This window comes from Campylobacter concisus (genome assembly GCF_003048905.1).
GTDB classification, from domain to species: domain Bacteria; phylum Campylobacterota; class Campylobacteria; order Campylobacterales; family Campylobacteraceae; genus Campylobacter_A; species Campylobacter_A concisus_V.
Window position 1 is genome coordinate 990,088 of sequence record NZ_PIRO01000001.1, and the last position, 24,759, is coordinate 1,014,846.

A 24,759-nucleotide genomic window follows, 5' to 3' on the forward strand; every position below is an offset into this window, starting at 1 on the left:
CATACCTTGTATGTGTCTTGCTATTAGAAAAATTTGCTTACTACTGAACACTGCTGTCACCATTTGTGTTTAGCCATTTAGTAAAATCTTCGCTAGCTTTTTGGCTATCTTGATTGTAGATATGAATGATAAAACCTTTAAGATTAGACACGTTATAAAGTGCTTTATCTAGCCTATTTTGTAGTGCAGCTTTGGTTTCATTTGTCTTATGGCTATCATAAAACAAGTAGCCAAAAAAGAAGAGTGCTTCTATAAATAAAAAGGCAATTAATGCATATACTATCTTTTTCATCAAAGAGCTAAAAGATGAGTTAATCTTTGATATAGTTTTATCTGCACTCTTTAGAGTATTTTGAAAGTTGTTTTGGACCTCTTTTGCTGCACTTATAAGTTCGGTACTTCCTTGCTTTATTAGCTCTATTTTTTCTTTAAAATCTCCATTAAAACTATCCGCAGTTTTATTAAAAAGCTCAATATTATTTCTAATATTTTCACTAACCTTATTGCCCATTTCAACATGTTCTTGTAGTGCAATTACGGCATTTGCCGCAACTGCTGTATCACTACTCTTGATTGTTAGCGCCATTGCTTAGCTCCTCACTTTCTTTCTTGTCTTCTTTGGGCTCTGGAATATGACATGCATCAGAGGGTTGATTTGCATTTTTTGCATCATACTCTTTCCTCCATTTGGAAAATTCCTTGTTTGATAGCTTTACGCTATAACGATTTTCGATTACTAATCTGCACTCTTTGATCGTAGCTTGTTGTGGAAACAAGGCTTCAAAGCATGCTTGTTTAATCTCTTCTTTTGTTTTATTTTTTCTAATAGCCTTTAAATCATTTAAAATTATTTTTTTATTTGGCATTTTTTCTCCTTTTTGCCATTTAAAAAATCAAGAGACAGCAATAGCCATCTCACCGAATAGACATACCTATAGTGTGCCCAATAAACTCAATATGGTTGGTACTAATGAAGTTTTTTATTTAAGTATTTTAAAAGTAGAGAACGATTACAATAAGAGTGTCACCAACTTAATGTGGGGGTTCTCTTTTAATTACTTAAATAGAACCTCTGCTTTTAACTAATTTTAATCATCTTAATCTCCTTTGGTTAAAAATATTTTATTTTTAAAAATTGTGAGCATTATAATCTTTTTTTATAGTCGAGTCAATGAATTTGATAGTAAGTAGAATAAAAAAATGGTTTTATGTTTTAAAAAGCACGATATATCAAGGGGTTTTTACTTATAATTGATTGTATAGCATAAAAATACTTATAAATTACTTAATGCTCGTATTTATACGAGGAATCGAAACAAATATCTTAAAATTACAGACCAAAAGTGACTTTTTTTTGAGTATAAAAATAAAAATATTATTAATAACACATACATTTTTAAATTACCAAATAAAAAATTATTACATAATCATCAATTGCGTACCAAATACTCTCCAAGCAAATTCTCAAATTTTACCTTTAGATATTTTGGATCTTTTATTTTTATAAGGCTCAAGATAAGTTAGGCGGATTCTCTCTTATCAATTTCAACAGTTTCTGATATAAGTTTTCCTGTGTAGTTTTAGTATTATATCTAAATTCACACTCCTTTAGATGAAGTAAAAAATTCTCTTTCTTGATGCCTTTAAATTTAGCTAGTCTATGTTTAGCGTATCCCCAGAAATTTTCTATGCCATTTATATGGTTTTTACCATTAGCAAATTCATTCTTAGAATGCTTTACTCTATAATGAGCTAAAGCTGCATAATCTACTAATCCATCATAAGCTTTCCAACAATCAGAGTATATAGTAGAGCTATCAAGCTCGCTATATTGCGATAGTATTGGTATTAGTTCACTAGCAGAGCAGTTCTTAACTATTTGGGTATAGACTTTGCCATCTCTTTTAAGCATACCGAACACCGGAGTTTTATTTGCTGCTCCTCTACCTCTCTTACCTCTTACTCTTTTAGCTCCGAAGTAGCTTTCGTCAATCTCTATCTCACCTGAAAACTTACTTATTTTTTCACACTCACTAGCCATTAAAATTCTGATGTTTTTTAGAATTTTGTTGATGGAAATTCTAGAAATCCCGGTTAAATTTGCTATTTTAGTAGCCTCTATATCCTCTGCAAAATACTTGAGAATTTCTCTAAATTTCTTCTGCGAAATTCGGGAACGGACTATATACTTATTTTTCATCGGCAGGATCATAGTTAAAACTCCTTTGAAAGTTTTTAACTTATCTTGAGCCTTTAATTATATTGACGTGAGCGGAGCTAATCCGCTTGGTCTAAATTTAACACAAGTTTAAATTTTTAAAATATGCTATTGTGCGTTCCAGCCCGTCTTTGATACCTATTTTAGGTGTCCAACCAAGTAGTTCTTTTGCGAGAGTAATATCCGGCTTTCTCCTTTTAGGATCATCGGACGGAAGTTCTTTGTATATGATGGGTGATTTTGAATTCGTCAAAGATATAATTATATGTGCTATCTCTTTTATGCTATATTCTTCTGGATTGCCGATATTTACTGGGCCCATTATATCTGTGTTCATAAATTTCACAAGCACATCCAACGTATCGTCAATATAACAAAAGCTTCTCGTTTGCGACCCATCACCAAAGATCGTTATATCGCTATTTTTAAGAGCTTGCACTATAAAATTACTGATTACTCGTCCATCGTTTTTAGCCATATTTGGACCATAGCAGTTAAAAAGACGCACAATTTTTACATCGACATAATATTGTTGCTTGTAACTACTGCACAAGGCCTCGGCAGCTCTTTTTCCCTCGTCATAACAAGCTCTAATACCGATAGGATTTACATTCCCCCAGTAGTCCTCTTTTTGTGGATGCTGCTTTGGGTCGCCGTATACTTCACTGGTTGAGGCTTGCAATATCTTCGCTCCGTATTTTTTTGCAAGACGCAAACAATTTGTTGCGCCAAACACACAAGTTTCAATAGTCTTCACAGGATCTGCTTGATATTTTACGGGCGAAGCCGGACATGCTAGATTATAAATTTCATCGATAAAATAATCAAACGGCTTAGTAATATCATGCTCTATAAGAGTAAAATTTGGATAATTTTTTAGATGGGCTATATTCTCGCTCGCTCCAGTACTTAAGTCATCAAGACATAGCACATTATGATACTCTTTTACAAACCTTGTGCATAAATGAGACCCGATAAAGCCGGCCCCGCCGGTAACTAAAATAGTTTTATTCATAACGCCTCTTGTATTTATCGTATATTTGTTTCCATGAGCTAGAAATTTTCTCTTTAAATGGTGCCTTTTCACATCTTGGGATAAAGTCGCCTCGGTTTGGTGCGTAATCTTTAAAATTCCCGCAATATTTACAAAACTCCTTAAAATGCTCTTGTAGCTTTTCGGCTGTTACTTCTTTTAGACTTTTTACCCCCTTGTTGCCTTCCAAAACCCTATCAATACTACCACAAACAGAGCAACCGTAATAGCCGTTTTTATTTAGGCCTATACCACAATAAGAAGCAACCCAGCAAGCTGTAGAGTAGTCGGCATCTTTAAAATTTATATCATCAATCGGCGCATCGTTAAAAGGAGTAAAATAATCAACCAAATTTTTAGTTTTAAACGAACCATAATCGATCCTAACATTTTTAAATAGCTCGGCTTGTTTACAAAGCTCTTTTGCTTGTTTTGTAAAGCCATTTGAAACAACCTGAATAATAACATCAGAATAAAAACTATCCGCATACTCTATTTGTAAAATTTCAACAATACACAAAAAATCTTTATGCAAAGTAGGCTCGCCACCCAAAATATTAATAAGCTTCCATTTTTTATCTAAAAATTTGCTCTCGCTAACAAAATGCCTTATATCATCGATCGTCATGGCCTCAGCCGAGGGTGCGTGTCCGCAAGATCTATTGCACCCCTTGCATTTTAGATTGCACTCGAATGTTATATCGATTTCGATCATATCCAAATTAGAAAGAAACTTTTTTCGCCCTTTGACTATATCTTTTGACGATAGCGGCGGTTTTTCAAGAATCTCTTTTATGGATTGCTCTTTAATTTCTCTATTTGCGTCTTTTTTATCATAATCACGCTCGTAATAGTAGTTAATAAAATCCATCTGCAATGGTGACGAACTCATTTCAACTATAGGAACCATCATGGCGTAGTCATCGCACTTTTCTATCCATTTTCGCTTACTTAACTTTGCTTCTTTGTCCTCGTACATAAAATAAGAAAGCGGAACCGAGTCAAAAAGATATTTTTTAAATGTTTTTAGATGTTGCCATACATTACCACCAGTTTTTCGCGGCTCTATAAAATTTACCGGATAACGATAGTGCGGCTCAAGCCTATACGTCTGATGAACGCGACCGCAAGTCACATCTACGCCCCACATATCGTACTTTTTATAAATATCAAAAAGAGCTTCTTTGCCTATTAGCGCATCATCAGTATCAACACATACTATGATCGATTCTGGGTTATCGCAATAATAATGAATTGCTAGATATTCGCACTGCATTTTTGTTTGCAAGGTGCGACCTTTGATGAAAGTTACCCTATCTTTATAGGGCTTAATGATTTGCTCGATAAATATTGAAATACCGGAGTTTGAGCAATCGTCATAAAAAATAACTCCGAATTCTTGAAATGTTTGACTAATCAAAGAAAACCACATGCGTAAAAATTTATGGATAGACAAATCCTTAAAACAAGAGAGCACTATCATCTTTTCACTACGCTTAGGTGCACACCACTCATAAAACGACCCATTGCAATCAAACTCGCCAAACTGTAAATTCGGTATACAGCCCTGCTCCACTCTATCTAAGATATTCATCCAGCTATAAGCGTTTGTTTTTCGGTAATTTTGCGGATGGATATAGTAGCTGCGCCTATCTCCGCCTCTTATAGAGCAAAATCCAGTATCTTTTTGCAGTTTTTCTAATGAACGGTACCAAGTAAGTTGTAATTTTAAATTTTCATCAATCTCATTTGGCAGAGGCCTAACGCTAAAAAGTCGCCTTTTATCAAAAAGCCCCATTCTAACTTCTGGCACAAAACCGCCGTTTTCAAAGCCAAAATAAGCCTTGGATTCTTGATTATAGATATTAAAACCGACAAATAAGACACTTTTATTTTTTTGAATTTCGCTTATCATATCGGTTAAAAATGAGTGGTTGATATCTAACCTACCGATAAGCACATCGCTATCCATCTGTAAAACATAATCACCTTCGCATTTTTCAAAGGCGTAAAGCTGTGAGCTTATAGGGATATTTGTTACAGAGTGTGTTTGATTAGTTTCAATATTAAACCACTCTTTGTTTATCCTGGCCGTTTGGCTAGTATCATAGATCACAAACCTATCAATTATGCGTTTTTGACGTAAATTTTCAACGATATTTATAAGTTTTTGAAGGTCGGCATTGTCTGTAAACTGCCTAGCAAAATCACTCTGTTTCGTATCGATAGAAACTACGACTTCATAAAAACCGTTTGGGCAAGAGAGTTGCTTGACGATGTGTTTAATATTTGCTTCTATCGTCTGAACATCTTGCGCGCATGTTTTTATAAGTAGAGAAATCTTCTCTTTCAACGGCAACAAACTTTTATAGCCGATAGCGATCGACTGTAGTTCAAAATCATTGTTTTCGTTTAAAATAATATCCGAAATTTGAATATCGCAAAGATAGAGATTTTCTTTTATTTTTGAAAAAAATAAGTCCTCAAGATGCGGGAGCGTTTTTGCATTATAAATTTCATACTCTAAATTTGAAAATTTATTTATTAGCATATCTTGAAATGCTATTTTCGACTCTGCAAATATTATACTAGAAAACACTTCGTTTATAAATTCACGCGCACCCTCTAGTTGGGGTAGGTCAAAATTATTAACCGCGCTTCTTTGCAGTTTTTTTAATTGCGGATTATCCTGCTCATGTAAAAATAGATACATTCTAATGCATGCATTTAAAAATAGATTATCGCTATAATATACGCTAGCGTCCATATCGACTAGTTTTAAATTTTCGCCTACTCGAATAAAATTCTCTTTTTTGCAATCCTGTACTATAATCTTTTTTTGCCAGCACTCAGTCAAAAATAAAATAATATCTTTTTGCGTAAATTTATCCACTGGAGTAGACGGCTCGTATTTATATTTTTGAATAAATACCTTTTTGTGTTCTATTACTTCTTCAAGATGATAAAATGACTTAAAGTCTTCTTTTTCAAAGAAAAAAGTTAGATGTCTATAGGTATTCCATTTATTCTTACCCTTAAAAAACGGCATGATTACTTTATACACATGCGTATTATCATGAAACACGACACCTTCAAAGCCTTGTCCGAGATAATGAATATCTTTTATCCCCATATCATCTAAGATATCTTTAGCTTTTATTTTTCTTGCTTCATTTTGCATAGCCGTAACGCTTCCTCATATAGTTGTTTCCTGGCACTTAGGTATTTTTCTGTTTGCTTGTTGTCTGCTGTTTTGGTTCCGCTTAGATTATAAATCGTAAGCAAAATATCCTCGGCAAATTCTATTTTTAAATTTTTATCATTGAGTAAAAGCCGCACAAGTAAAAAATGATCTTCCGCGCTCGCAATTTCAGGATAGTCTTGCAAACTATTTGGTGTTATAAAAAGATTGCAAGAGGGAAGCTCTGCCTCGGCAATACCATCACTCATGTGCTTTAAACGATTTAAAAGATATGACATATTAGCTAGCTTTGGCATTGCTTTATTAACTCGATCAATAACTTTTTCATCGAGCCTTAGGTAGTTTCCCGCTACCAAAACATCGGGCTTTATATTATCAAATTTACGCTCTATCTTTGAAAGAACATTTTGGCTAGCATATTCATCATCTGCATCTAACCGACCGACAAATGCTACATTTTCAAAAAGTGTTCTTATGTGACGGTTTATATCATTTCTAGTTTTGGCTGCGTGGTGATTTTTTACATCTATCACCACAACCTTTTCGTTTTTAAGGATATCGCTAACGCTATTTTTCCAACCATCACCGGAATCATCATCTACTATCAAAATCCAAACATCTCGTTTTAGGTCATTTTGCGCTAGGATCGACTCCAAGCAACGACGTATCGTACTTTTATTATTATGAATGGCAACGCCAATTACTATCTTTTCTGTTTTGGCATATTTATGGGTAAGGTTAAAAATTTTCTTGATATTATCTGTTTCTTGGTAATTAAAAAGCCTTTTAGCTCTTTGCAAGGCTCGATCAAGCAAGTCTTCAGAGTAGAATCTAATATATTTTATGTGAAAGCTATTTAAGCCATTTGTTTTAGCTGTAAAATTTGAAGTAACGCTATCTTTTGAAACAAAGTGATTGACAAGTATTTTTGGAATAATCTTTATATTTTCATTTGAGTGCTTTTGTAAAAAACGAATCATCAAATCTCTGTCCGTACAGCTTGCAAGTGTTTCATCAAAACCGCCTATGGCTCTTAATGCGCCAAGACGAAAAAACATATTGCTACCTTGAATGCCTGGATTGCCTTTTAAAAAGTTATTAATGTTTATGTCTTTAACTTCAAAAATATTACACATTTCGCAATCGCTTCGTTTTATAAAACCAAACACAGCATCAAGTGTTTTAGACGATGACGTAACCACACGATAACAACTAGCGATATACTCTTCGTACCAGCTATCATCATCGTCTAAAATAGCTATATAATCATCTTCAGTAAAAATTTTTTCATACCATTTAATCCCGGAGTTCCAAGCTCCGGTTCCACTCATATTTGGAGTTCGTAGGTTTTTTATGTAGTGAATTTTATTATTTTCTAGGTCTAAAATTCTCCGCTGTATATCTTTACTTATTGTCTCGTTTTGATTATCGTCAACGATCAAGACATAATCAGGACTTCGGTTTTGATTAAGAACAGAATACAATGAACGCAAGAAAAGCAAATCGTTTCTATTTAAAGATGAAGCTATTATCACGCCGATTTTAGGCTTTTTCATTTTTTATTACGCACTCTTGATAAAATTTATGGCTCAAGATAAGTTAGGCGGATTCTCTCTTATCAATTTCAACAGTTTCTGATATAAGTTTTCCTGTGTAGTTTTAGTATTATATCTAAATTCACACTCCTTTAGATGAAGTAAAAAATTCTCTTTCTTGATGCCTTTAAATTTAGCTAGTCTATGTTTAGCGTATCCCCAGAAATTTTCTATGCCATTTATATGGTTTTTACCATTAGCAAATTCATTCTTAGAATGCTTTACTCTATAATGAGCTAAAGCTGCATAATCTACTAATCCATCATAAGCTTTCCAACAATCAGAGTATATAGTAGAGCTATCAAGCTCGCTATATTGCGATAGTATTGGTATTAGTTCACTAGCAGAGCAGTTCTTAACTATTTGGGTATAGACTTTGCCATCTCTTTTAAGCATACCGAACACCGGAGTTTTATTTGCTGCTCCTCTACCTCTCTTACCTCTTACTCTTTTAGCTCCGAAGTAGCTTTCGTCAATCTCTATCTCACCTGAAAACTTACTTATTTTTTCACACTCACTAGCCATTAAAATTCTGATGTTTTTTAGAATTTTGTTGATGGAAATTCTAGAAATCCCGGTTAAATTTGCTATTTTAGTAGCCTCTATATCCTCTGCAAAATACTTGAGAATTTCTCTAAATTTCTTCTGCGAAATTCGGGAACGGACTATATACTTATTTTTCATCGGCAGGATCATAGTTAAAACTCCTTTGAAAGTTTTTAACTTATCTTGAGCCTTTAATAAATGTGAGCCGGTATTTGACCACGCGCAGGATCTCGTGATGCTTATGCAGCCTATCTCTATTTTGTGTTTTATTGCTAGGAAATATGAATAAATCATAATCATCAAAAATATTTTTTAGCCCATATTCAATAGCTATAAACGCCATTTTTACTACACATCTATACTCATTTTATTTAAGTTATGGTAAAAATTTAACCCAGTAGAGTGACAGATTATATCATAGTAGATGATTCGTTAAAAAATTTTACTTGTTTTTTAAAATTTTACAAAAAACGTGTTAAAATTACTGCAAGCTTAAAAATTTGCTACATAAAATTTTGTTTTGCTACAAACATTAAGCTATATTTAATGAAAGGTAACTGCAATATAATATTGTAGAAACATCGTAGTTTAGGTATTTATGGTGTCACGGGGGAGACTTGAACTCCCGACCTCCGGCTTATGAGACCAGCGCTCTAACCAGCTGAGCTACCGTGACACTTTAAAATAAGTTTCGGATTATATAATTTTTAAACTTATTTGTAGATAAAAACCATCTTTATCTACAAACACAAAGTAAAAGCACCAAGAATCAATAAAACGTCTATTTTATGAAATAATTTTGAGCTAGAGATTTATCCTCAGGTGTGATACTAAATTTCTCTCCAGCGATACTAACTTCAAATTTATTTTCTCTGCTTGCTTTTGTATAAGCAAGCGCAAGCCTTGCGGCCAGCTCTTTGTCGGCTTTACTAGCATTTTTACTTATAAAACTAACAGCTCCTACTATGTCATCACTCTCTTTAAATTTTACTTGATCAAATTTATCATTTGGATGTGCTAAAAGAGCGTTATTATCGATTTCGTCACGACCTATTATCATTTTTGCACCATCTGGCAAGCGCAGATGTCTACCAAGCTTTAGCCACGTCACATCGATATCTCGCATCTCTTTATCAAAATTTAGATAATCCTTTATCTTCACAGCAAAGCTCTCGATCGTTAGCAAACATCCGCCCCCAGGCGTTGCAAAGTCCTCAAAGCCAAATTCCTTTGCCAAAGCAAGCTGCGGCTTTCTATCACGTCCGCTTATATCAAGCAGCTTCTCTCTATCGATCCAACCCTCACGCTCTGGCTTAGTTGGTGGCAAGAGTTTAGCGCACATCGGACGAAGCACTAGATCATCCTCGTCATCAGCTAGGCGCTTAACCTGAAAGAGTGCATCTCTTCGCTGACTCATCGGTCTTTGACCCAAAACTTCGCCTGTGATGATGAAATTTGCATTTTCACTTTTTAGCATATTTAGAGCTGTTTTAAACATATAGCCGTGGCAGTCGATGCATGGATTAAACTGCTTGCCATAGCCGTATTTTGGCTTAAAAAGCACATCACGAAGATACTCATTTCTCATATCAACCACTTTTAAGCTAGCTCCAGCCAAAGCTGCACGGCGTCTTAAAATTTCATGTTTTTCTTCATCTACTCCAAATCCAGTATCCATATAAAGTGCGACCACTTCGATGTTTTGATCGCTTATTAATTTCATTGAGAGCATGCTATCAAGCCCTCCACTAAACAAAGCTAAAGCCTTCATTTTTATCCTGAAAGTAAAATTTAAAGCCTAAATTTACTAAATCTAGGCTTTTATGAAGTTTATTTAGCAGCGTTAATTACGATTTTTTTAATGACTTCACTCGCAGTTTTTAGACTGCTAACTGGCAAGTACTCGTAGATGGAGTGAAAGTTATTTGCCCCTGTGAATAAATTTAGCGTTGGCACACCTTTTGCAGATATCACAGCGCCATCATATCCGCCACGCATTGGCTTTATATTTGGCGTGATATTTAGCTCGCTAAAGGCATCTTTTGCTAATTTTATAGGCAGTGAGTTTTCATCTTTTAAAAATTTAAAGACATTTTCATAGCGTGTTTTTAGCGTGATTTCGCAACGATCTCCATAAATTTTGTTAAATGAATTTGCCATATCACTTAAAAACTCAAGCCTTTTTTGAAATTTCACTTCATCAAATTCTCTTATGTCGATCTTGAGCGTCGTTTTTGCGCTGTTTCCGCTAAGCTCTTTTACCCAGAAATAGCCCTCTTTACCCTCGGTGCACTCTGGCACTTCGCCGCCTGGCAAAAGCGAGATAAATTTATGCGCAAGAAGTAGTGAATTTACAAGCTTGCCTTTTGCATTCATCGGGTGAGCCGAAACGCCTTTAAAGACCATCATGCAGTCAGCCGCGTTCCAGTTTTCATATATTAGCTCGCCTATCTCGCAGCAGTCTAGGCAGTAGCCAAAATCAGCTCCGAGCAAATTTACATCAAGTGCTTTTGCCCCAAGCAAGCCCTGCTCCTCATCAGGTACGAAGCAGATCACGATCTTGCCGTGCTTTACATCAGGATTTTGCATAAAATAGCTAGCCATATTTACGATACTTGCGATCGCAGCCTTATCATCAGCCCCAAGCAAGCTAGTGCCGTCAGTCACGACTATGTCGTCGCCCATGTACTTTTTAAGCTCTGGATTGTCGCTAAATTTTAGATAAATTCCCTGCTCTTCGTTTAGGCAGATGTCGCCGCCTGTGTATTTTACGATTTTAGCTTTTGTGTCGTTTTTTTGCTCGCTACTTGTATCTAAATGCCCAAAAAAGGCGATACTTGGAGCATTTTCGCAGTTTGCAGGAATTTTTGCTATCAAGATAGCATTGTCTTGCAGAATGATGTCTTTGATACCAAGCAAGCTAAGCTCATCTTTTAAAAAAAGAGCCAGCTCATACTCGGTTGGGTTAGAAGGCATGACGCCTTTTAACCCATTTTCTTTATTTGTTGTTGTGTTAAATTTTGTGTAGTTTAAAAATCTCTCTACGATATCCATTTTTTATCCTTTTAGATGACAAAAAATGCGATCGCCACAACAGAGATAAACATACCTAAAAATGTTCTTTTAGCGATTTCAACTGGACTAACCATCGCAATGCCTGCACAAACGATAGCAGCACCGGCAATTGGAGAAGCTGATCTACCTAAAGCACCAGCAATAGCTGCTGCCATACCAAGCTTATCTTGCTCAAAGCCAAGTGCAGCGGCGTTTGTTGTGACGGCTTCATTAAATGCAAATGTAGCAGCATCACCTGAACCTGTAACTATACCCATGATAAATGGCACAAATGTTCCGCCAAATTTAACGTAACTTTGATCTGTTTTTAGCCATGCGATGACCACATCAACGGCTCCACATGCCTTTAAACCAGCGACAAAGACACCAGCTGCGATGATGATACCCATGACATCAGCATAAGCGTGACCCATTCCGTTAAAAAATTCTTTTGTGATCTTTTGCGGATTTGTAAGCGTAGCAAAGATAGCTATTATGGCACCTAGTATCATCGCCTCAGCAACGCCCATTTTTGTCCATGCAAGAAAGCTATAATCTTTCGCAAGGCTTGTTCCGCCAATAACCAAGATAACAAGTGGGACTAGAGGCATAATGGCGTAGATGAAATTTACTTTAAATAGCGGTTTCTCTTCGCTAGCAGCACTACTTTCAAGAGTGAAATTTGTATTTTTTTGATAGTCTTTAAGTAGTATCGCAACAATAACTAATGCGATCACTACGATAACAAGAGCAGTAAATGCACTTGGAATTTGCACTTTTATGACATCTTGAACTGTGTAGCCCTCAACCGTCTTTTTAACAAGGTCAGCCACATAGACGTTGTGAGCCGATCCTGGGCTTAAAACTCCACCAAATGTCCCCGCAAAAACAGCAGCGCCAGCCATAGCTGGGCGGATACCTGAGGCCATTAGAAGCGGTATAAGTGTCGCACCAACAGCAGCGGAGCATCCTGCAGCTGAAGGGATAGCGATATTTATAAAGTAAGTTAGCACGGTTGTTGCGGGGATCAATATAAAACCCACATTTTTAAGCGGCTTTGTAAGAAGCGCAACAAGGTGCTTATCGCACATTGTATATTTCATAACAAATGCAAAACCCATACTAGCACAAATCGCTTTTATAAGCCCTGCTTTAGTCATATAGTCAGTAAAAGCACTTAGTGCCCCCATCGGTTTTAGTGCGATTATACAAAGCACCAAACCAACACCTATTAGCACCGTTCTTGTCTCTTTTTTTAAGACTAGAAGTGCTACAACAGCTGCGATGCCAAGAATGGCAGCAATTAGCTTAAATGTTTCCATACCTCTCTCCTTGCTTAGATTTTAAATTTAGTTCCAACTTCTATTTTTTCTATCTCTTTTTGATACTCAAATTTTAAAATTTCGCTGTGTCCTATGACCTGGGCCTCGCTACCCTCTATGAGCAAAGCCGTGCCTTCAGGCAAAGCGTAGATAGTCTCTTTTGGATTAGCTATTAAAAACTCCTCCAGCCTCTCCTCCCTGCTCTCACCGTTATGACCTGCTAGCTTGCCACTTATGAAGTGCGGATTGATCTGATATGGGAAGATATTTAAGCTATCAAAGGACTTTGGCATGATGATAGGCATATCATTTGTCGTCATCATCGTCTTGCCAGCGATATTTGCACCAGCTGACCAGCCAAAATATTTTGCGCCATTTGCCACAGCTTCTTTTATAGGCTCGACTAAATTTAGCTTATAAAGCGTGTAAAGCAGCATAAAGGTATTTCCGCCACCAACTGCGATACTGCTAGCATTTTTGATAGCTGAAATTTTATCCTCGTAGTGATGGATTGATTTTATATTGCTATTTTTTAATCTATCAATTACTTTTTGCTCATACTCGTCATTTGTTCGCCTAACTCCAGCGTAAGGGATAAATAAAATTTCTTCCTTGCCGCATTCACCTAAAAATTCCTTAACCCAGTTTTTGCAGTGCCTTAAATAGCCAGTATCTTGATAGCTTGAAGCACTGATTAGTAAAGCATTTTTCATTTTTTTACTCCATTTAATTTGTAAGCAGATCTTAGATAGACATCGACTCCAGCCACCAAACACTCCTCATCAAAGTCAAATTTGCAGTTGTGATGGCCTGCTTTTAAATTTGTTCCTATCATCATATAGCCACTCTTTGCGCCCCTATCTTGCAAAGCTCTCATAAAGTGAGCAAAATCTTCGCAAGCACCAAAATCAAGTTCTTTTACGATCTTATCATCATCTATAAAAGGACTTTGCTTTGCAGCTTCATAGAAAATTTCAGTTACTTCTTTGTCGCTATCGGCTCCGTTTGTGCCGCCAGTTTTTACGACTTTACTCTCTACGCCATAAATTTCACTCACACCTTTAACGATATCCATGCATCTTTCATACATAAAATCATTTAAATTTGTATCTTCGCCTCTTGTTTCGCAAGCTAGATAGCCATTTGGAGCGATGACATTTCTGCCTTCACCCGCTTTTAAAATGCCCACATTTATCCTAGTTACACCTTTTGCATGTCTTGTGATGCCATGCATATTTAAAGCCATTTGTGCTGCAGCCAAAAGAGCGTTTGCGCCGTCTTGTGGTGCTCCAGCTGCGTGAGCCGAACGACCCGTGATATGCACATCAAATTTTGAAGTTGCAAGTAGCTTGTTTGTTCCACATATGATGCCTCTATTGGTTTTTGCTTGAAAGCCGATATGTCCGCCTAATAGGTACTCTATACCATCAAGCACACCAGCAGCCTCCATAGCAACAGCTCCTCTTGTACCTTCTTCTGCTGTTTGGAATATAAATTTAAATTTGCCGTTAAATTCATCTAAATTTTCAGCTATAAGTTTTGCCACACCAAGACCGATAGATGCATGTCCGTCGTGTCCGCAAGCGTGCATGATACCAGCGATATCTGCGCCAAAACCCTCTTTATAAGGTCTGTGAGTAGGCTCATCACTCTCTGTCACATCAACACTATCAATGTCAAATCTAAATGCTGTAAATTTACCAGGCCTTTTCGTATCTATAAAGGCAGTTAGTCCAGTTAAGCCGTCTTTCATATAAGGAAGATATTTTGCCTCTTCAGGACTTAGGAGCGTTTTGGCTCTTTCTATTGCTTTTTCGCATTGCTCTTTTGAGCCAAGGCCAAGTCTTGCATCAGCTTTAACGACTTTGTCACCAAGGCTTATTTCATAACCAAGATCGCTAAGTCTCTTTGCTAGTACGGCGGTTGTAAAAAATGTAAACCAGCCAGTCTCTGGATGCGAGTGAAAATACCTGCGATCCTTGATCAGCTCATCTTTTAAAGAAAGAGCCAAATTTGCTATCTTATCCATAGGTTTCTCCTTATTCATTTGATAGTTTAATTAGTGCATTTGTTAAAATTTGTGTAGCTTTGAAAGCATCATCAAAATTTATAGCTTCTGCTGTATTGTGACTGATACCGCCGACACAAGGTATAAAAAGCATGCCAACGCTACTTGCAAGTTTTGTTAGATTCATCGCATCATGTCCAGCTCCGCTTGGCAAAGTAAGCGTTTTTATGCCCAGTTTAGCAGCCTCTTTGCTTAGTAAATTTATAGCATGCTCGCTTAGTTTTACTGGCTCGTCACTACTTAGTTCTCTTATCTCATAACTAAAATTTAGCTCACCACTTAGCTCTTTTATAAAATTTCTAAGCTCTAAATTTAGCTCTTCTAAGCTTACCTTATCAATATCTCTTAGATCAACTCCAAGCCTCGCCTCGCCTGGTACGACGTTTAAAACGCCTGGCTTTGCATGTGCGTAACCAATAGTAGCCACAGCTGTTTTTTTATTTTTAGCAAATTTATTGGCAGTGATTATGATGTGTGAAGCAGCTAGCAGCGCGTCACTACGCATATTCATCGGAGTTGCACCGCTGTGATCTGCCTTGCCATGGATAATAATTTCAAATCTAATAGGAGCGGCAATACCGCTTACTATGCCAACGCTTATACCACTTCGTTCAAGCACCGGACCTTGTTCAATATGAAGTTCTAAATATGAATGAAGTGAGTGTTCTTTTAAAATAGAATCATTTAAATTTTGTGGTTCAAGTCCAAATTTACTCATCGCTTCAAAGAGTGAGATACCATCTTCGTCTTTTAGCTCATGAAGCCTTTGCAAACCAAGTTTGCCGCTTATTATCTTGCTACCAATGGTCGCTGTCTTGAACCTACTTGACTCTTCACAGCAAAAGTTAATTAACCAAAGCGGGCGCTTTAGTTTAATGCCAGCTTCTTTTATCGAGGTTAGTGCTTCAAGTCCTGCCATGACACCAAGCGTGCCATCATAAAAGCCGCCATTTGGCACACTATCGATATGAGAGCCCACACAAACCGGCTTTTCGCCTGGCTTACAGCCATCGTCATATACAGCATAGATATTGCCAACATTGTCAATTTTAAGTTTAAAGCCATTTTCTTCTATTAAATTTATAAGAAAATTTCTAGCTTCCAAGTCTTCTTTGCTAAATGCAAGCCTTGTTAGCCCTCCACCTTTTAATGCTCCAAATCTGCTTATAGCATTAAAATTCGCCTCAAATCTTTTAAAATTTATCATAATAAATCCTTAAAAATAAAACTAATCTTAAAAACATTTATTACTTTGAACATTTTACATTTAGTTTTATGATTTAAAGCTGAATAAGTGTTAAATTTTGAAATCTAATTTTTTTGTAGTTTGTTGTGTAAGCCTTTAATGATCTCTGAAATTTTTTGCATTATTTCGATTTTATTTGGCTTTTGTGATTTTCTGGTATCTTCACGAAACTTCTCATAGTATTTTAGTTTTAGCTTTAAAATGGCCTCTTTAAGGCTATCTTCGCTCGAAGCTACGTTTGAGCTTTCATCAACATAAATTTCTCTAACAAGCACCGCGTTATCTTCAATATTTGGCAATAAAACAGCCTGAAAATAATCTTTATGATGCAAGAAAAATTTCTCCTCAAGCTCGTTTAAAACAATAGTTTCGTAATTTTTATTTGCAAGCATGCTCTTTAAAACACTAAATTCTAAAATATCAGTTTTATCTTTTTTTTGAGCCGTTTGTTTATTTGTCGTTGTAGCATTTGTAAAATTTTGATCTTGTCTGTTTATATATCTTTGTCCGTGAAGACTAAAAGTATTTAGCTCTATTTTGAGTAAATTTGAGACCAGTAATTCGTAACTTTTTGCGATTATTGGCTTTAGAGAATTTGTAAATTCCACTATCTCTTCTAAGCATTTTTGCTTTTGTACTGGGCGTGATATGTCATATTTTTTAGCGATTTGCTCGATATAAAACTCGCCAAGCTCAGTCCCGGAGCCAAACATCTCTTTTAACTCGTCACTTCTGCCGGCAAATACCATATCTGCAGGATCTGCACCATCTTTTATGATTACAACGCTTCCATCTATCTCGTTTTGAGCCAAAAGACGAGATGATTTTATAGCTGCACCTATGCCAGCTCCATCACCATCAAAACAAAGGACTACACTTATCTCGCCTCTTTTTAAAAGTGGTAAGTGATTGGTCGTAAGCGCAGTCCCAAGCACGGCAACAGCGTTTGTAAAGCCAGCAAAGTGCAGCATGATAACATCTAAATATCCCTCTGTGATGATGATCTGCTTCTTTTCAAAAATGCTTTGCCTAGCTAAATGATAGCCGTAAAGCAGCTTTGACTTGTCAAAAACCATGCTTTGTGGAGAATTTACATATTTTGCAGGATGATCTGAGATCGTTCTGCCACCAAAGCCGACTAGCTTTGCTGTATGTGCATATATAGGAAATGTAATACGCTCGATAAAACTAGCATAAATTCCCTTCTCGTTTTGTTTTATGATACCTACCTCAAGTGCTTCTTTTGGCTCGATATTTTCATTTTGCAAAAGTCTAATGGTACTAGCGCTCTCCCCTGCCCAGCCAAGCTCAAATTTCTCGATCATCGCATCATTTATGCCACGAGAATAGATATATCTCACAGCGGATTCATGCTTGAAAAATTCGCTCCTATAAAAGGCATTTGCCTTTTCTAAAATGTGCTTATTTTCTTTTTGTGTTGGGGCTTTGTCGCTTGTATATTCGAGGCTAAAATTTACAAGACTAGCTATTCTTTCGATAGCTTCTGGATAGGTTAATTTCTCATAATCCATTACAAATTTGATCGCATCTCCACCGGCCTTGCAAGCAAAACAGTGAAAAATTTGTTTGCTTTGACTTATGCTCATGCTAGGATTTCTATCATCGTGAAATGGGCAGACGCATTTGTAGTTTGCACCCATTTTTTTGACTGGCAAATAGTGCTCTATAATGTCAACGATATCGATTTGATTTTTGAGTTTTTCTATGGATTTTGGATCTATCATAAGCAAAATTATACAACCGCTTTGTTATAATTAAAGTAAAATTTTATTACAAAGTATGAGCGTGGATATTTTTTTCATTGGGCACAGAGATCCTATATTTAGCCTTATTATTTTATTTAGCATTATATTGATGATAGCCGCACTAAGCTACGCTTGGGGTATCTTTTCAAGCAAAGATGAGAAAAAACGCATTGAAAAATTTATAAGAAAATTTGATAGCAAAGATGGCATAAGTAGCGAGCATAAACAGATGCTACAAAGCCCAGAGATAGACGCTCAAAGCCTTTGCATGCTAGGGCAAACTTTTGCTAAAAATGGTGATTTTGAAAAATCAATTAGTGTTTATCTCATCGCACTTGGTAAAGTTAGAGATAAAAATGAAAAAGAATTTATCCTAAACGAGCTTGGAGAGGTCTATTTTAAGGCTGGATTTTTAAAAAAAGCTAGCGAAGTCTTTGAAAAAGTGCTTGAACTAAGCCCAAGAAATGTGCTTGCACTTCGCTTTTTAACGATGATAGATGAAAAACTTAAAAACTACAAAGAAGCTCTTTACGCACTAAATTCTCTTGAAGAGCTTGGTGTAAATGTAAAAGATCAAAAGGCCTATATAAAGGCGATCAGCACGCTTGATGATAGAAATTTAAGCTTTAATGAAAAGGTAGAAATTCTCTCCCACCTTAGCCAAAATTTTGAGCTTTTAAAACGTATGATCTTAGCACTTTTCATAAGGCACAATGAAAATTTAGAAAATTTAAAAGATTTTGCTCGTTTTGAAGATGTAATCGATCTGCTTTACAACCTAAAAACGCCTATAAATTTAAGCAATCCAAAGTACAAATCACTCTTTTATGCAAAGGGCGATATAGATGAGTCATGTGAAATTTATGGCTTTGAGCTAAACGTCATCAAAAAACTAAAAGATGCTAAATTTGATGCGGCTGGGCTAAGCTTTAACTACGTTTGCAAAAGCTGCAAAAACTCATTTCCTATGCATTTTTACCGATGTCCAGTCTGTCACGAGCTAGGAAGTGTCAAAATTTTATCCAACATCACAGAAAAACCAAGTGAAGATAGTAACACTTTTTAGCGACGGCTCGTGCCTTGGAAACCCTGGAGCTGGCGGCTGGGCATATATATTGAGATTTAACGAAGCGCAGAAAAAAGCAAGCGGCGGAGAGGCATATACGACAAATAATCAAATGGAGTTAAAAGCTGCGATAATGGGGCTAAAAGCGTTAAAAGAGCCTTGCGAAGTGAGACTATTTACCGATAGCTCATACGTAGTAAATAGCATAAATGAGTGGCTTGCAAACTGGCAAAAGAGAAATTTTAAAAATGTAAAAAATGTAGAACTTTGGCAGGAGTATTTGAAAATTTCAAAGCCTCACAAAGTCGTGGCAAGCTGGGTTAAGGGGCACGCTGGACACCCTGAAAACGAGGAGTGCGACCAGATGGCAAGAGATGAGGCATTAAAAATAAAAGATGAGAATGAAAGATGAAAATTTTAGAAGAATTTGAAGAGGATCTTAGATATAAATTTAAAAAAACTGAACTTTTAGAAGAGGCGCTGACCCACAAGAGTACCAAGCAGGCCCTAAATAACGAAAGGCTCGAGTTTTTGGGCGATGCGGTGATGGATCTGCTGGTGGCTGAGTATCTTTTTAAGAAATTTAGCAAGATCGCAGAGGGCGACATGAGTAAGCTAAGAGCTGCGCTTGTAAATGAAAAAAGCTTTGCAAATATGGCAAGGCATCTAAAAATGGGTAAATTTTTAAGGCTAAGCACGGCTGAAGAGAACAATGGCGGACGCGAGAAAGATAGCATTTTAAGCGATGCGTTTGAGGCAGTGATGGGCGCTATCTACCTTGAGGCTGGACTTGATAAAGTGCGAGAAATTTCGATCGCTCTGCTTGAACTTTGCTATCCACAGATCGACTTTGCACACCTCGAAAAGGACTACAAAACCGCTCTTCAAGAGGTCACTCAGGCCAGTCTTGGTGTCATCCCAACATACGAACTCATCGGCACGTCAGGTCCTGATCACAAGAAAGAATTTGAGATAGCCTTGCTACTAAATGGTAAAGAAATTTCACGTGCCGTTGGCAGCTCTAAAAAGCAAGCCCAACAGCTCGCAGCAAAAATCGCACTAGAAAAAATCAAAAAATAGGAAAAATTTTGAATACATTTGGCAAAAAACTAACCTTAACAACCTTTGGTGAGAGCCACGGGGTGGCGATCGGTGGTGTGATAGATGGACTTCCAGCTGGGCTAAAGATCGATACAGATCTTATCCAAAGTGAGCTTGATAAGCGTCGTCCTGGACAAAGCAATTTTACAACCGCAAGAGATGAAGCCGATAAGATAGAAATTTTTAGCGGCGTCTTTGATGGCATGAGTACTGGAGCGCCGATAGGTTTTGCCATTTTTAACAACAACCAAAAGTCAAACGACTATGAAAATTTACGTGAAATTTTCCGTCCTGGTCATGCTGATTTTACATATTTCAAAAAATATGGCTTTAGAGATTACAGAGGCGGCGGACGATCAAGCGCAAGAGAAACAGCCGTTAGAGTAGCTGGTGGGGCTTTTGCGCAGCTGCTTTTAAATGAGTTTAATATAGAAATTTTAAGTGGAGTACTTGGCATCGGTAAAGTTTTTAGCGACAAAATAGACTTTACCTTTGCTAAAAATTCTCAAATTTACGCCCTTGGCAACGAAGAAGCGATGAAAGAAGCGGTAAATAAAGCTAGAAATGACCACGATAGTGTCGGTGCAGTTGTTTTAAGCGTAGTTAAAAATGCCCCAGCTGGTCTTGGAGAGCCACTTTATGATAAGCTTGATAGTGCCTTAGCAGCGGCTTTAATGGGTATAAATGGTGTAAAAGCTGTCGAGATAGGTGCTGGCGTGAATGTAGGCTCTATGCTTGGCTCAGCAAACAACGACGAGATGGACGAGCTTGGCTTTTTGAGCAATAACGCTGGCGGGATACTTGGGGGCATAAGTAGCGGCGCTGAGATCGTGTTAAAGAGCCATTTTAAGCCAACACCTTCGATATTTAAAGAACAAAAGACGCTAAATTTAGCTGGCGAAGTGGTAGACTTTGAGCTAAGGGGCAGACATGATCCATGCATAGGCATACGTGGTAGTGTCGTTGCAACCGCGATGATAAGGCTAGTTATCGCCGATATGTTACTACTAAATGCTAGCACAAAGCTTGAAAATTTAAAGAAAATTTATGGCTAAATTTAAGTAACCAAAAAGATGATCTATAAGGGCTTTAACATTTAAAAAACAATACTACAAAAAGTCTTTTTATTTTGATTCTTTTAAAAAATTCATACTATCTTTCTTTATTGTATTTAGCCAATATCTAAGATTTCAAACCAAGATATTAAAATAAGCTAAATCTAAAATTGGACATAGCCCACTTAATTTAACAATATGGACTTATGAAAATATCTTAAATTTTGAAGTATGTTTTGCTTATACGCTAAATTCTAAAGAAATAGCGAGCATAAAATTAACTAATTATTAATTTTATATAAACTTACTATTATAATATTAAATTTTTATATTCAAATGTTAATTTTTTAGAAAATGATTATAAATTATATGATGATATATGAAAATATCCTACTATATATAGTATTACGTATTTTTAATATAAATTTATTATATGATAAATAATCCCCTAATTTACGATAATTATACATTAGCTGAGTATTATTTTTATATAAATTTTTTATTATTATAGTATTGACAATGATTATCTAATTCCCTATAATTCTACAATTAATTTTTAAGTTTAGGGAGCAAATATGAAAGAATTTCTCTATCTAGACTAACGGCTGCTTTATTGATTCTTACAAATTCAGCCGTAGCCGCAGAAGATATAGTGCTTGGTGAAGTTTCGGTTACCGCAAACAAAATTAGTGAGAATTTAAAAGACGTGCCTCAAAGCATCAGTGTAATTAGCGATGTTGATTTAGAGGAGCGAGGCGTAAAAAATGTAGAAGAGCTGGTAAAAACTATACCAAATATCAGCGGTGTAGGCGGAATGTATGAGGGTATCAGCACTAGAGGACTAAACCCATCTATATACACTAGCTCAAACCCAGTAACTGTCTACATAGGCGGTGTGGCACAGAGTAACAAAGATGTAGCCTACATTCCAGTAACCAACATTGACCATGTAGAAATTTTACGAGGTCCTAGTAGTGCGATTTATGGCAAAGACTCTATCGGTGGCATAATCAATATCGTCTTAAAAGAGCCCGAAAATGAATGGAGAGGTAGTGTTGGTACCGAATATGGATCGAACAAATACATGATGGGCCTTTTTGAAACAAACGGTGCGCTAATAGATGATAAGCTATTTTTAGGCTTAAATGGCTCGGCATCCAAAGAAGATGGCTGGATCATAAACGATCTAAACGGAGATAAAGCCAACGATAAGAAAAATTATAACTTTGGTTTAAATTTAAAGATTGTTCCAACTGACCGTCTTACCGTTAAAATTCGTGGCGACGTTTTTCACCGACAAGACGACTCACTTGATGAGCTTTTTATCCCAAAGAGTAGATTTTATGATATCTCAAAAAGCGAAGCTAAGCATATAAATTTAGAAACTCCAGCTCGTGTAAAGCAGACTTCAACCTCTGGTGCGATAGATCTAAAATATGAATTTGATAAATTTGATGTAACATCGGCTACGACTTTTCGTAGAGCTAAAAAAGATGGACTTTACGACGAGGACTTTGGTAGCAAGGCAACTTATCTACATCCCGACCACTACGGGCTAGTTACTTTTTTAAACTCTAAAAACGATACTTTATCGCAGGAGCTTAGATTTAGCAGTACAGATGAGCAAAGTTTTAAGTGGGTCGGTGGATTATACTTTGAAAAGGAAAAGCAAGTTTTTGGCCCTATCGGAGATCAATATGGCTATCATGGTAACACGATAGTAGAGGATTGGCCGTCTGTAAATCGTGCGCAGACAATATCAACGTTTGGTCAGATTATCTATCCAGTTACTAGTAGATTTGACGTGACACTAGGCGGTAGGCTACAACAGATCAAAAAGCATACCAAGGTTGATTATTTCTCTTATCCGCTAGGACATACTCCTGGTACACCAGCGTTTTCTATGGATGAAAAAGAGACTTTTAGAACATTTTTGCCTAAATTTGCACTTGGATACGATCTTACCAACGAGCTAAATATCTACGCGATGTATTCAAAAGGTTACTTAGCAGGTGGTTTTAACTTTTATACAACTGGTGGTAGTAGAAAAGATAATAAATTTGACGCTCAGACAAGTGATGATTACGAAATCGGCTTAAAAGGCACATATGATAGTTTCAGATTTTCTACAGCGTTATTTTATATGGCCATTAAAGGTACTCACATATTCTATACCGACCCTAACAACTCTAACATATACTATATATCAAATGCCGATAAATCAACATCTATGGGCGTAGAATTTGAAGGCACTCTAAAAGCCAGCAAGGAGATTGATATAAATTTGGCTGCAAGCCTACTTAAAACTAAATATGGCAACTATATCAATAAAGACGGCTCAAATAATAAAGGCAATAGAATCGAGAAAAACCCAGAGTATAAAATTTCTCTTGGTGCCTCATATTACGCTCCGATGGGAATTTATGCCAGACTTGATGGAAACATGATAGGTAAGACATATTTTGATGAGCAAAATACGCTTGCTCAAAAGAGCTACTTTACAGCAGATGCAAAAGTTGGCTATCTAAAAGATAGCTTTGATGTATATCTTTATGTCAAAAATTTAACTGACAAAGAGTACTTTACGCATGCTAGAGCTAGAGGTAGCAACGCCCTTGTTACTTACGGCAAAGGCAGAACTTTTGGCATAGGCGTAAAATATAGTTTTTAAATCTAATAAATTTTTATTAAAAGGATAAAAAATGAAAAAGAGTTTAGCTCTACTAGCTATTTTAGGTGCATTTAGTGTAGTAAGTGCTCATGATTTTTGGTTATTTGGTGAAAACGGTGAAAAAGCTAGCGTAAATATAGGTTTCGGGCATGATTTTCCGAAATCAGAACCAATAGATGCTGAGCGCGTAAATAACTTTGAAGCGCCCGTGATCCTTGGTAAAGAGGGCAAAATCACGTTAAAACAAAGCGGAGAGAACTATCACTATGAGGGCGCTAAGCTAAAAGACGGTACGTACGCGATTACCGGCGAATACAAGCCTACGTTTTGGACGGAAGATGCTGATGGCAAATGGCACATGGGCGGTACTAAAGAAACAATAAAAAATGCTAAATTTTGCCGCCGCGCTACAATGAGTGCAAAAAGCGTCATAAATGTCGGCACAGAAGACGACTTTATAACCAAATCAACTGGACAACGCCTAGAAATCGTACCTCTAACAAATCCGGCCAAATTTAAAGTCGGCGAGCCGTTTAAGGTTAAAGTATTATTTGAGGGCAAGCCGCTAAAGGTCGCGACGATTGACGGCACCTTTGACGGATTTTTGAAAGATAAAAGTGCGTTTCATGCAACAACCGATCTAAAAGGAGAAACCGAGGTTTTAGCGCTTAGGCCTGGAAAATGGGTACTAAAAGTAGTACATAAATTCCCTTATGCAGACGCTAAAAAATGCGACGAAGAGACAGCTATAGCCTCTTTTGCTTTTGAGATAAAATAAGTTTTATTAAATTTGACCGCTTTAGCAAAATAGAGGCG

Annotated in this window: 20 protein-coding genes and 1 tRNA gene; 6 read left to right on the forward strand and 15 right to left on the reverse strand. The window is 36.6% G+C overall.

The features are described 5' to 3' along the window. Positions 1 to 40: 40 nt before the first annotated feature. The 15 genes from CVS95_RS05045 to dnaG form a co-directional block, all read right to left on the reverse strand. Positions 41 to 586: a hypothetical protein gene (locus tag CVS95_RS05045; protein WP_103618894.1), complete on the reverse strand. Its 546-nt coding sequence runs from the start codon at positions 584 to 586 to the stop codon at positions 41 to 43. Further along, positions 564 to 866, reverse strand: coding sequence for a hypothetical protein (locus CVS95_RS05050; RefSeq protein WP_087584838.1), 303 nt, complete (start codon positions 864 to 866; stop codon positions 564 to 566). Before CVS95_RS05050 ends, CVS95_RS05045 begins: the two co-directional genes overlap by 23 nt. A gap of 644 nt (positions 867 to 1,510) precedes the next feature. Beyond that, a complete protein-coding gene (locus tag CVS95_RS05055) occupies positions 1,511 to 2,212 on the reverse strand; it encodes an IS1595-like element ISCamsp1 family transposase (RefSeq protein ID WP_107695784.1) in 702 nt (233 codons plus the stop codon). 85 nt (positions 2,213 to 2,297) lie between these two features. Beyond that, a complete protein-coding gene (locus CVS95_RS05060; RefSeq protein WP_103647098.1) occupies positions 2,298 to 3,233 on the reverse strand; it encodes a UDP-glucuronic acid decarboxylase family protein in 936 nt (311 codons plus the stop codon). Beyond that, positions 3,226 to 6,432 carry a radical SAM protein gene (locus CVS95_RS05065; RefSeq protein WP_103647099.1) on the reverse strand — a complete coding sequence of 1,069 codons (3,207 nt, stop codon included), beginning with the start codon at positions 6,430 to 6,432 and terminating at the stop codon, positions 3,226 to 3,228. The genes CVS95_RS05060 and CVS95_RS05065 overlap by 8 nt, the downstream gene beginning before the upstream one ends. Next, positions 6,408 to 8,009 (reverse strand): glycosyltransferase family 2 protein, encoded by a 1,602-nt coding sequence (locus CVS95_RS05070; protein ID WP_103647100.1) that lies wholly within the window; start codon positions 8,007 to 8,009, stop codon positions 6,408 to 6,410. The genes CVS95_RS05065 and CVS95_RS05070 overlap by 25 nt, the downstream gene beginning before the upstream one ends. Before the next feature lie 33 nt (positions 8,010 to 8,042). Continuing rightward, complete coding sequence (locus CVS95_RS05075) at positions 8,043 to 8,744, reverse strand: IS1595-like element ISCamsp1 family transposase (protein WP_107695784.1); 702 nt, start codon at positions 8,742 to 8,744, stop codon at positions 8,043 to 8,045. A 449-nt stretch (positions 8,745 to 9,193) separates the two neighbouring features. Further along, positions 9,194 to 9,270, reverse strand: a tRNA-Met gene (locus CVS95_RS05080). A gap of 105 nt (positions 9,271 to 9,375) precedes the next feature. Beyond that, complete coding sequence (locus CVS95_RS05085) at positions 9,376 to 10,365, reverse strand: argininosuccinate synthase domain-containing protein (protein WP_107695785.1); 990 nt, start codon at positions 10,363 to 10,365, stop codon at positions 9,376 to 9,378. 59 nt (positions 10,366 to 10,424) lie between these two features. After that, the gene (gene pepT, locus CVS95_RS05090) at positions 10,425 to 11,648 is read right to left on the reverse strand and encodes a peptidase T (protein WP_107695786.1); all 1,224 of its coding nucleotides are present in this window, start codon (positions 11,646 to 11,648) and stop codon (positions 10,425 to 10,427) included. A gap of 11 nt (positions 11,649 to 11,659) precedes the next feature. After that, entirely contained in the window at positions 11,660 to 12,970 is a 1,311-nt protein-coding gene (gene dcuC / locus CVS95_RS05095) for a C4-dicarboxylate transporter DcuC (RefSeq protein ID WP_103582118.1), read from the reverse strand. Between the two features lie 14 nt (positions 12,971 to 12,984). Further along, on the reverse strand, positions 12,985 to 13,683 hold the full coding sequence (pepE, locus tag CVS95_RS05100; protein WP_107695787.1) for a dipeptidase PepE: 699 nt from the start codon (positions 13,681 to 13,683) through the stop codon (positions 12,985 to 12,987). Next, positions 13,680 to 14,999 carry an amidohydrolase gene (locus CVS95_RS05105; protein WP_107695788.1) on the reverse strand — a complete coding sequence of 440 codons (1,320 nt, stop codon included), beginning with the start codon at positions 14,997 to 14,999 and terminating at the stop codon, positions 13,680 to 13,682. Before CVS95_RS05105 ends, pepE begins: the two co-directional genes overlap by 4 nt. A gap of 10 nt (positions 15,000 to 15,009) precedes the next feature. Continuing rightward, a complete protein-coding gene (locus CVS95_RS05110; protein WP_107695789.1) occupies positions 15,010 to 16,245 on the reverse strand; it encodes a M20 family metallo-hydrolase in 1,236 nt (411 codons plus the stop codon). A gap of 104 nt (positions 16,246 to 16,349) precedes the next feature. Beyond that, a complete protein-coding gene (gene dnaG / locus CVS95_RS05115; RefSeq protein WP_107695790.1) occupies positions 16,350 to 18,029 on the reverse strand; it encodes a DNA primase in 1,680 nt (559 codons plus the stop codon). 55 nt (positions 18,030 to 18,084) lie between these two features. On the opposite strand from dnaG, the gene CVS95_RS05120 reads away from it, so the two are divergent. The 6 genes from CVS95_RS05120 (at position 18,085) to CVS95_RS05145 (ending at position 24,721) form a co-directional block, all read left to right on the forward strand. Beyond that, positions 18,085 to 19,116, forward strand: coding sequence for a tetratricopeptide repeat protein (locus CVS95_RS05120; protein ID WP_234400011.1), 1,032 nt, complete (start codon positions 18,085 to 18,087; stop codon positions 19,114 to 19,116). Further along, positions 19,094 to 19,528 carry a ribonuclease HI gene (gene rnhA / locus CVS95_RS05125; protein WP_107695792.1) on the forward strand — a complete coding sequence of 145 codons (435 nt, stop codon included), beginning with the start codon at positions 19,094 to 19,096 and terminating at the stop codon, positions 19,526 to 19,528. Before CVS95_RS05120 ends, rnhA begins: the two co-directional genes overlap by 23 nt. Then, complete coding sequence (rnc, locus tag CVS95_RS05130) at positions 19,525 to 20,196, forward strand: ribonuclease III (RefSeq protein WP_107695793.1); 672 nt, start codon at positions 19,525 to 19,527, stop codon at positions 20,194 to 20,196. Before rnhA ends, rnc begins: the two co-directional genes overlap by 4 nt. A gap of 8 nt (positions 20,197 to 20,204) precedes the next feature. After that, positions 20,205 to 21,272, forward strand: coding sequence for a chorismate synthase (gene aroC / locus CVS95_RS05135; protein ID WP_107695794.1), 1,068 nt, complete (start codon positions 20,205 to 20,207; stop codon positions 21,270 to 21,272). Positions 21,273 to 21,885: 613 nt separating this feature from the next. Next, complete coding sequence (locus CVS95_RS05140) at positions 21,886 to 23,943, forward strand: TonB-dependent receptor (RefSeq protein WP_107695795.1); 2,058 nt, start codon at positions 21,886 to 21,888, stop codon at positions 23,941 to 23,943. Between the two features lie 31 nt (positions 23,944 to 23,974). Next, positions 23,975 to 24,721: a DUF4198 domain-containing protein gene (locus tag CVS95_RS05145; RefSeq protein WP_107695796.1), complete on the forward strand. Its 747-nt coding sequence runs from the start codon at positions 23,975 to 23,977 to the stop codon at positions 24,719 to 24,721. Positions 24,722 to 24,759: the final 38 nt, after the last annotated feature.

Excerpts from the sequence above, each read along its gene's own strand:
- CVS95_RS05045 (WP_103618894.1), bottom strand. The coding sequence starts at position 586 with ATGGCGCTAACAATCAAGAGTAGTGATACAGCAGTTGCGGCAAATGCC.
- CVS95_RS05050 (WP_087584838.1), bottom strand. The coding sequence starts at position 866 with ATGCCAAATAAAAAAATAATTTTAAATGATTTAAAGGCTATTAGAAAA.
- CVS95_RS05055 (WP_107695784.1), bottom strand. The coding sequence starts at position 2,212 with ATGATCCTGCCGATGAAAAATAAGTATATAGTCCGTTCCCGAATTTCG.
- CVS95_RS05060 (WP_103647098.1), bottom strand. The coding sequence starts at position 3,233 with ATGAATAAAACTATTTTAGTTACCGGCGGGGCCGGCTTTATCGGGTCT.
- CVS95_RS05065 (WP_103647099.1), bottom strand. The coding sequence starts at position 6,432 with ATGCAAAATGAAGCAAGAAAAATAAAAGCTAAAGATATCTTAGATGAT.
- CVS95_RS05070 (WP_103647100.1), bottom strand. The coding sequence starts at position 8,009 with ATGAAAAAGCCTAAAATCGGCGTGATAATAGCTTCATCTTTAAATAGA.
- CVS95_RS05075 (WP_107695784.1), bottom strand. The coding sequence starts at position 8,744 with ATGATCCTGCCGATGAAAAATAAGTATATAGTCCGTTCCCGAATTTCG.
- CVS95_RS05085 (WP_107695785.1), bottom strand. The coding sequence starts at position 10,365 with ATGAAGGCTTTAGCTTTGTTTAGTGGAGGGCTTGATAGCATGCTCTCA.
- pepT (WP_107695786.1), bottom strand. The coding sequence starts at position 11,648 with ATGGATATCGTAGAGAGATTTTTAAACTACACAAAATTTAACACAACA.
- dcuC (WP_103582118.1), bottom strand. The coding sequence starts at position 12,970 with ATGGAAACATTTAAGCTAATTGCTGCCATTCTTGGCATCGCAGCTGTT.
- pepE (WP_107695787.1), bottom strand. The coding sequence starts at position 13,683 with ATGAAAAATGCTTTACTAATCAGTGCTTCAAGCTATCAAGATACTGGC.
- CVS95_RS05105 (WP_107695788.1), bottom strand. The coding sequence starts at position 14,999 with ATGGATAAGATAGCAAATTTGGCTCTTTCTTTAAAAGATGAGCTGATC.
- CVS95_RS05110 (WP_107695789.1), bottom strand. The coding sequence starts at position 16,245 with ATGATAAATTTTAAAAGATTTGAGGCGAATTTTAATGCTATAAGCAGA.
- dnaG (WP_107695790.1), bottom strand. The coding sequence starts at position 18,029 with ATGATAGATCCAAAATCCATAGAAAAACTCAAAAATCAAATCGATATC.
- CVS95_RS05120 (WP_234400011.1), top strand. The coding sequence starts at position 18,085 with ATGAGCGTGGATATTTTTTTCATTGGGCACAGAGATCCTATATTTAGC.
- rnc (WP_107695793.1), top strand. The coding sequence starts at position 19,525 with ATGAAAATTTTAGAAGAATTTGAAGAGGATCTTAGATATAAATTTAAA.
- CVS95_RS05145 (WP_107695796.1), top strand. The coding sequence starts at position 23,975 with ATGAAAAAGAGTTTAGCTCTACTAGCTATTTTAGGTGCATTTAGTGTA.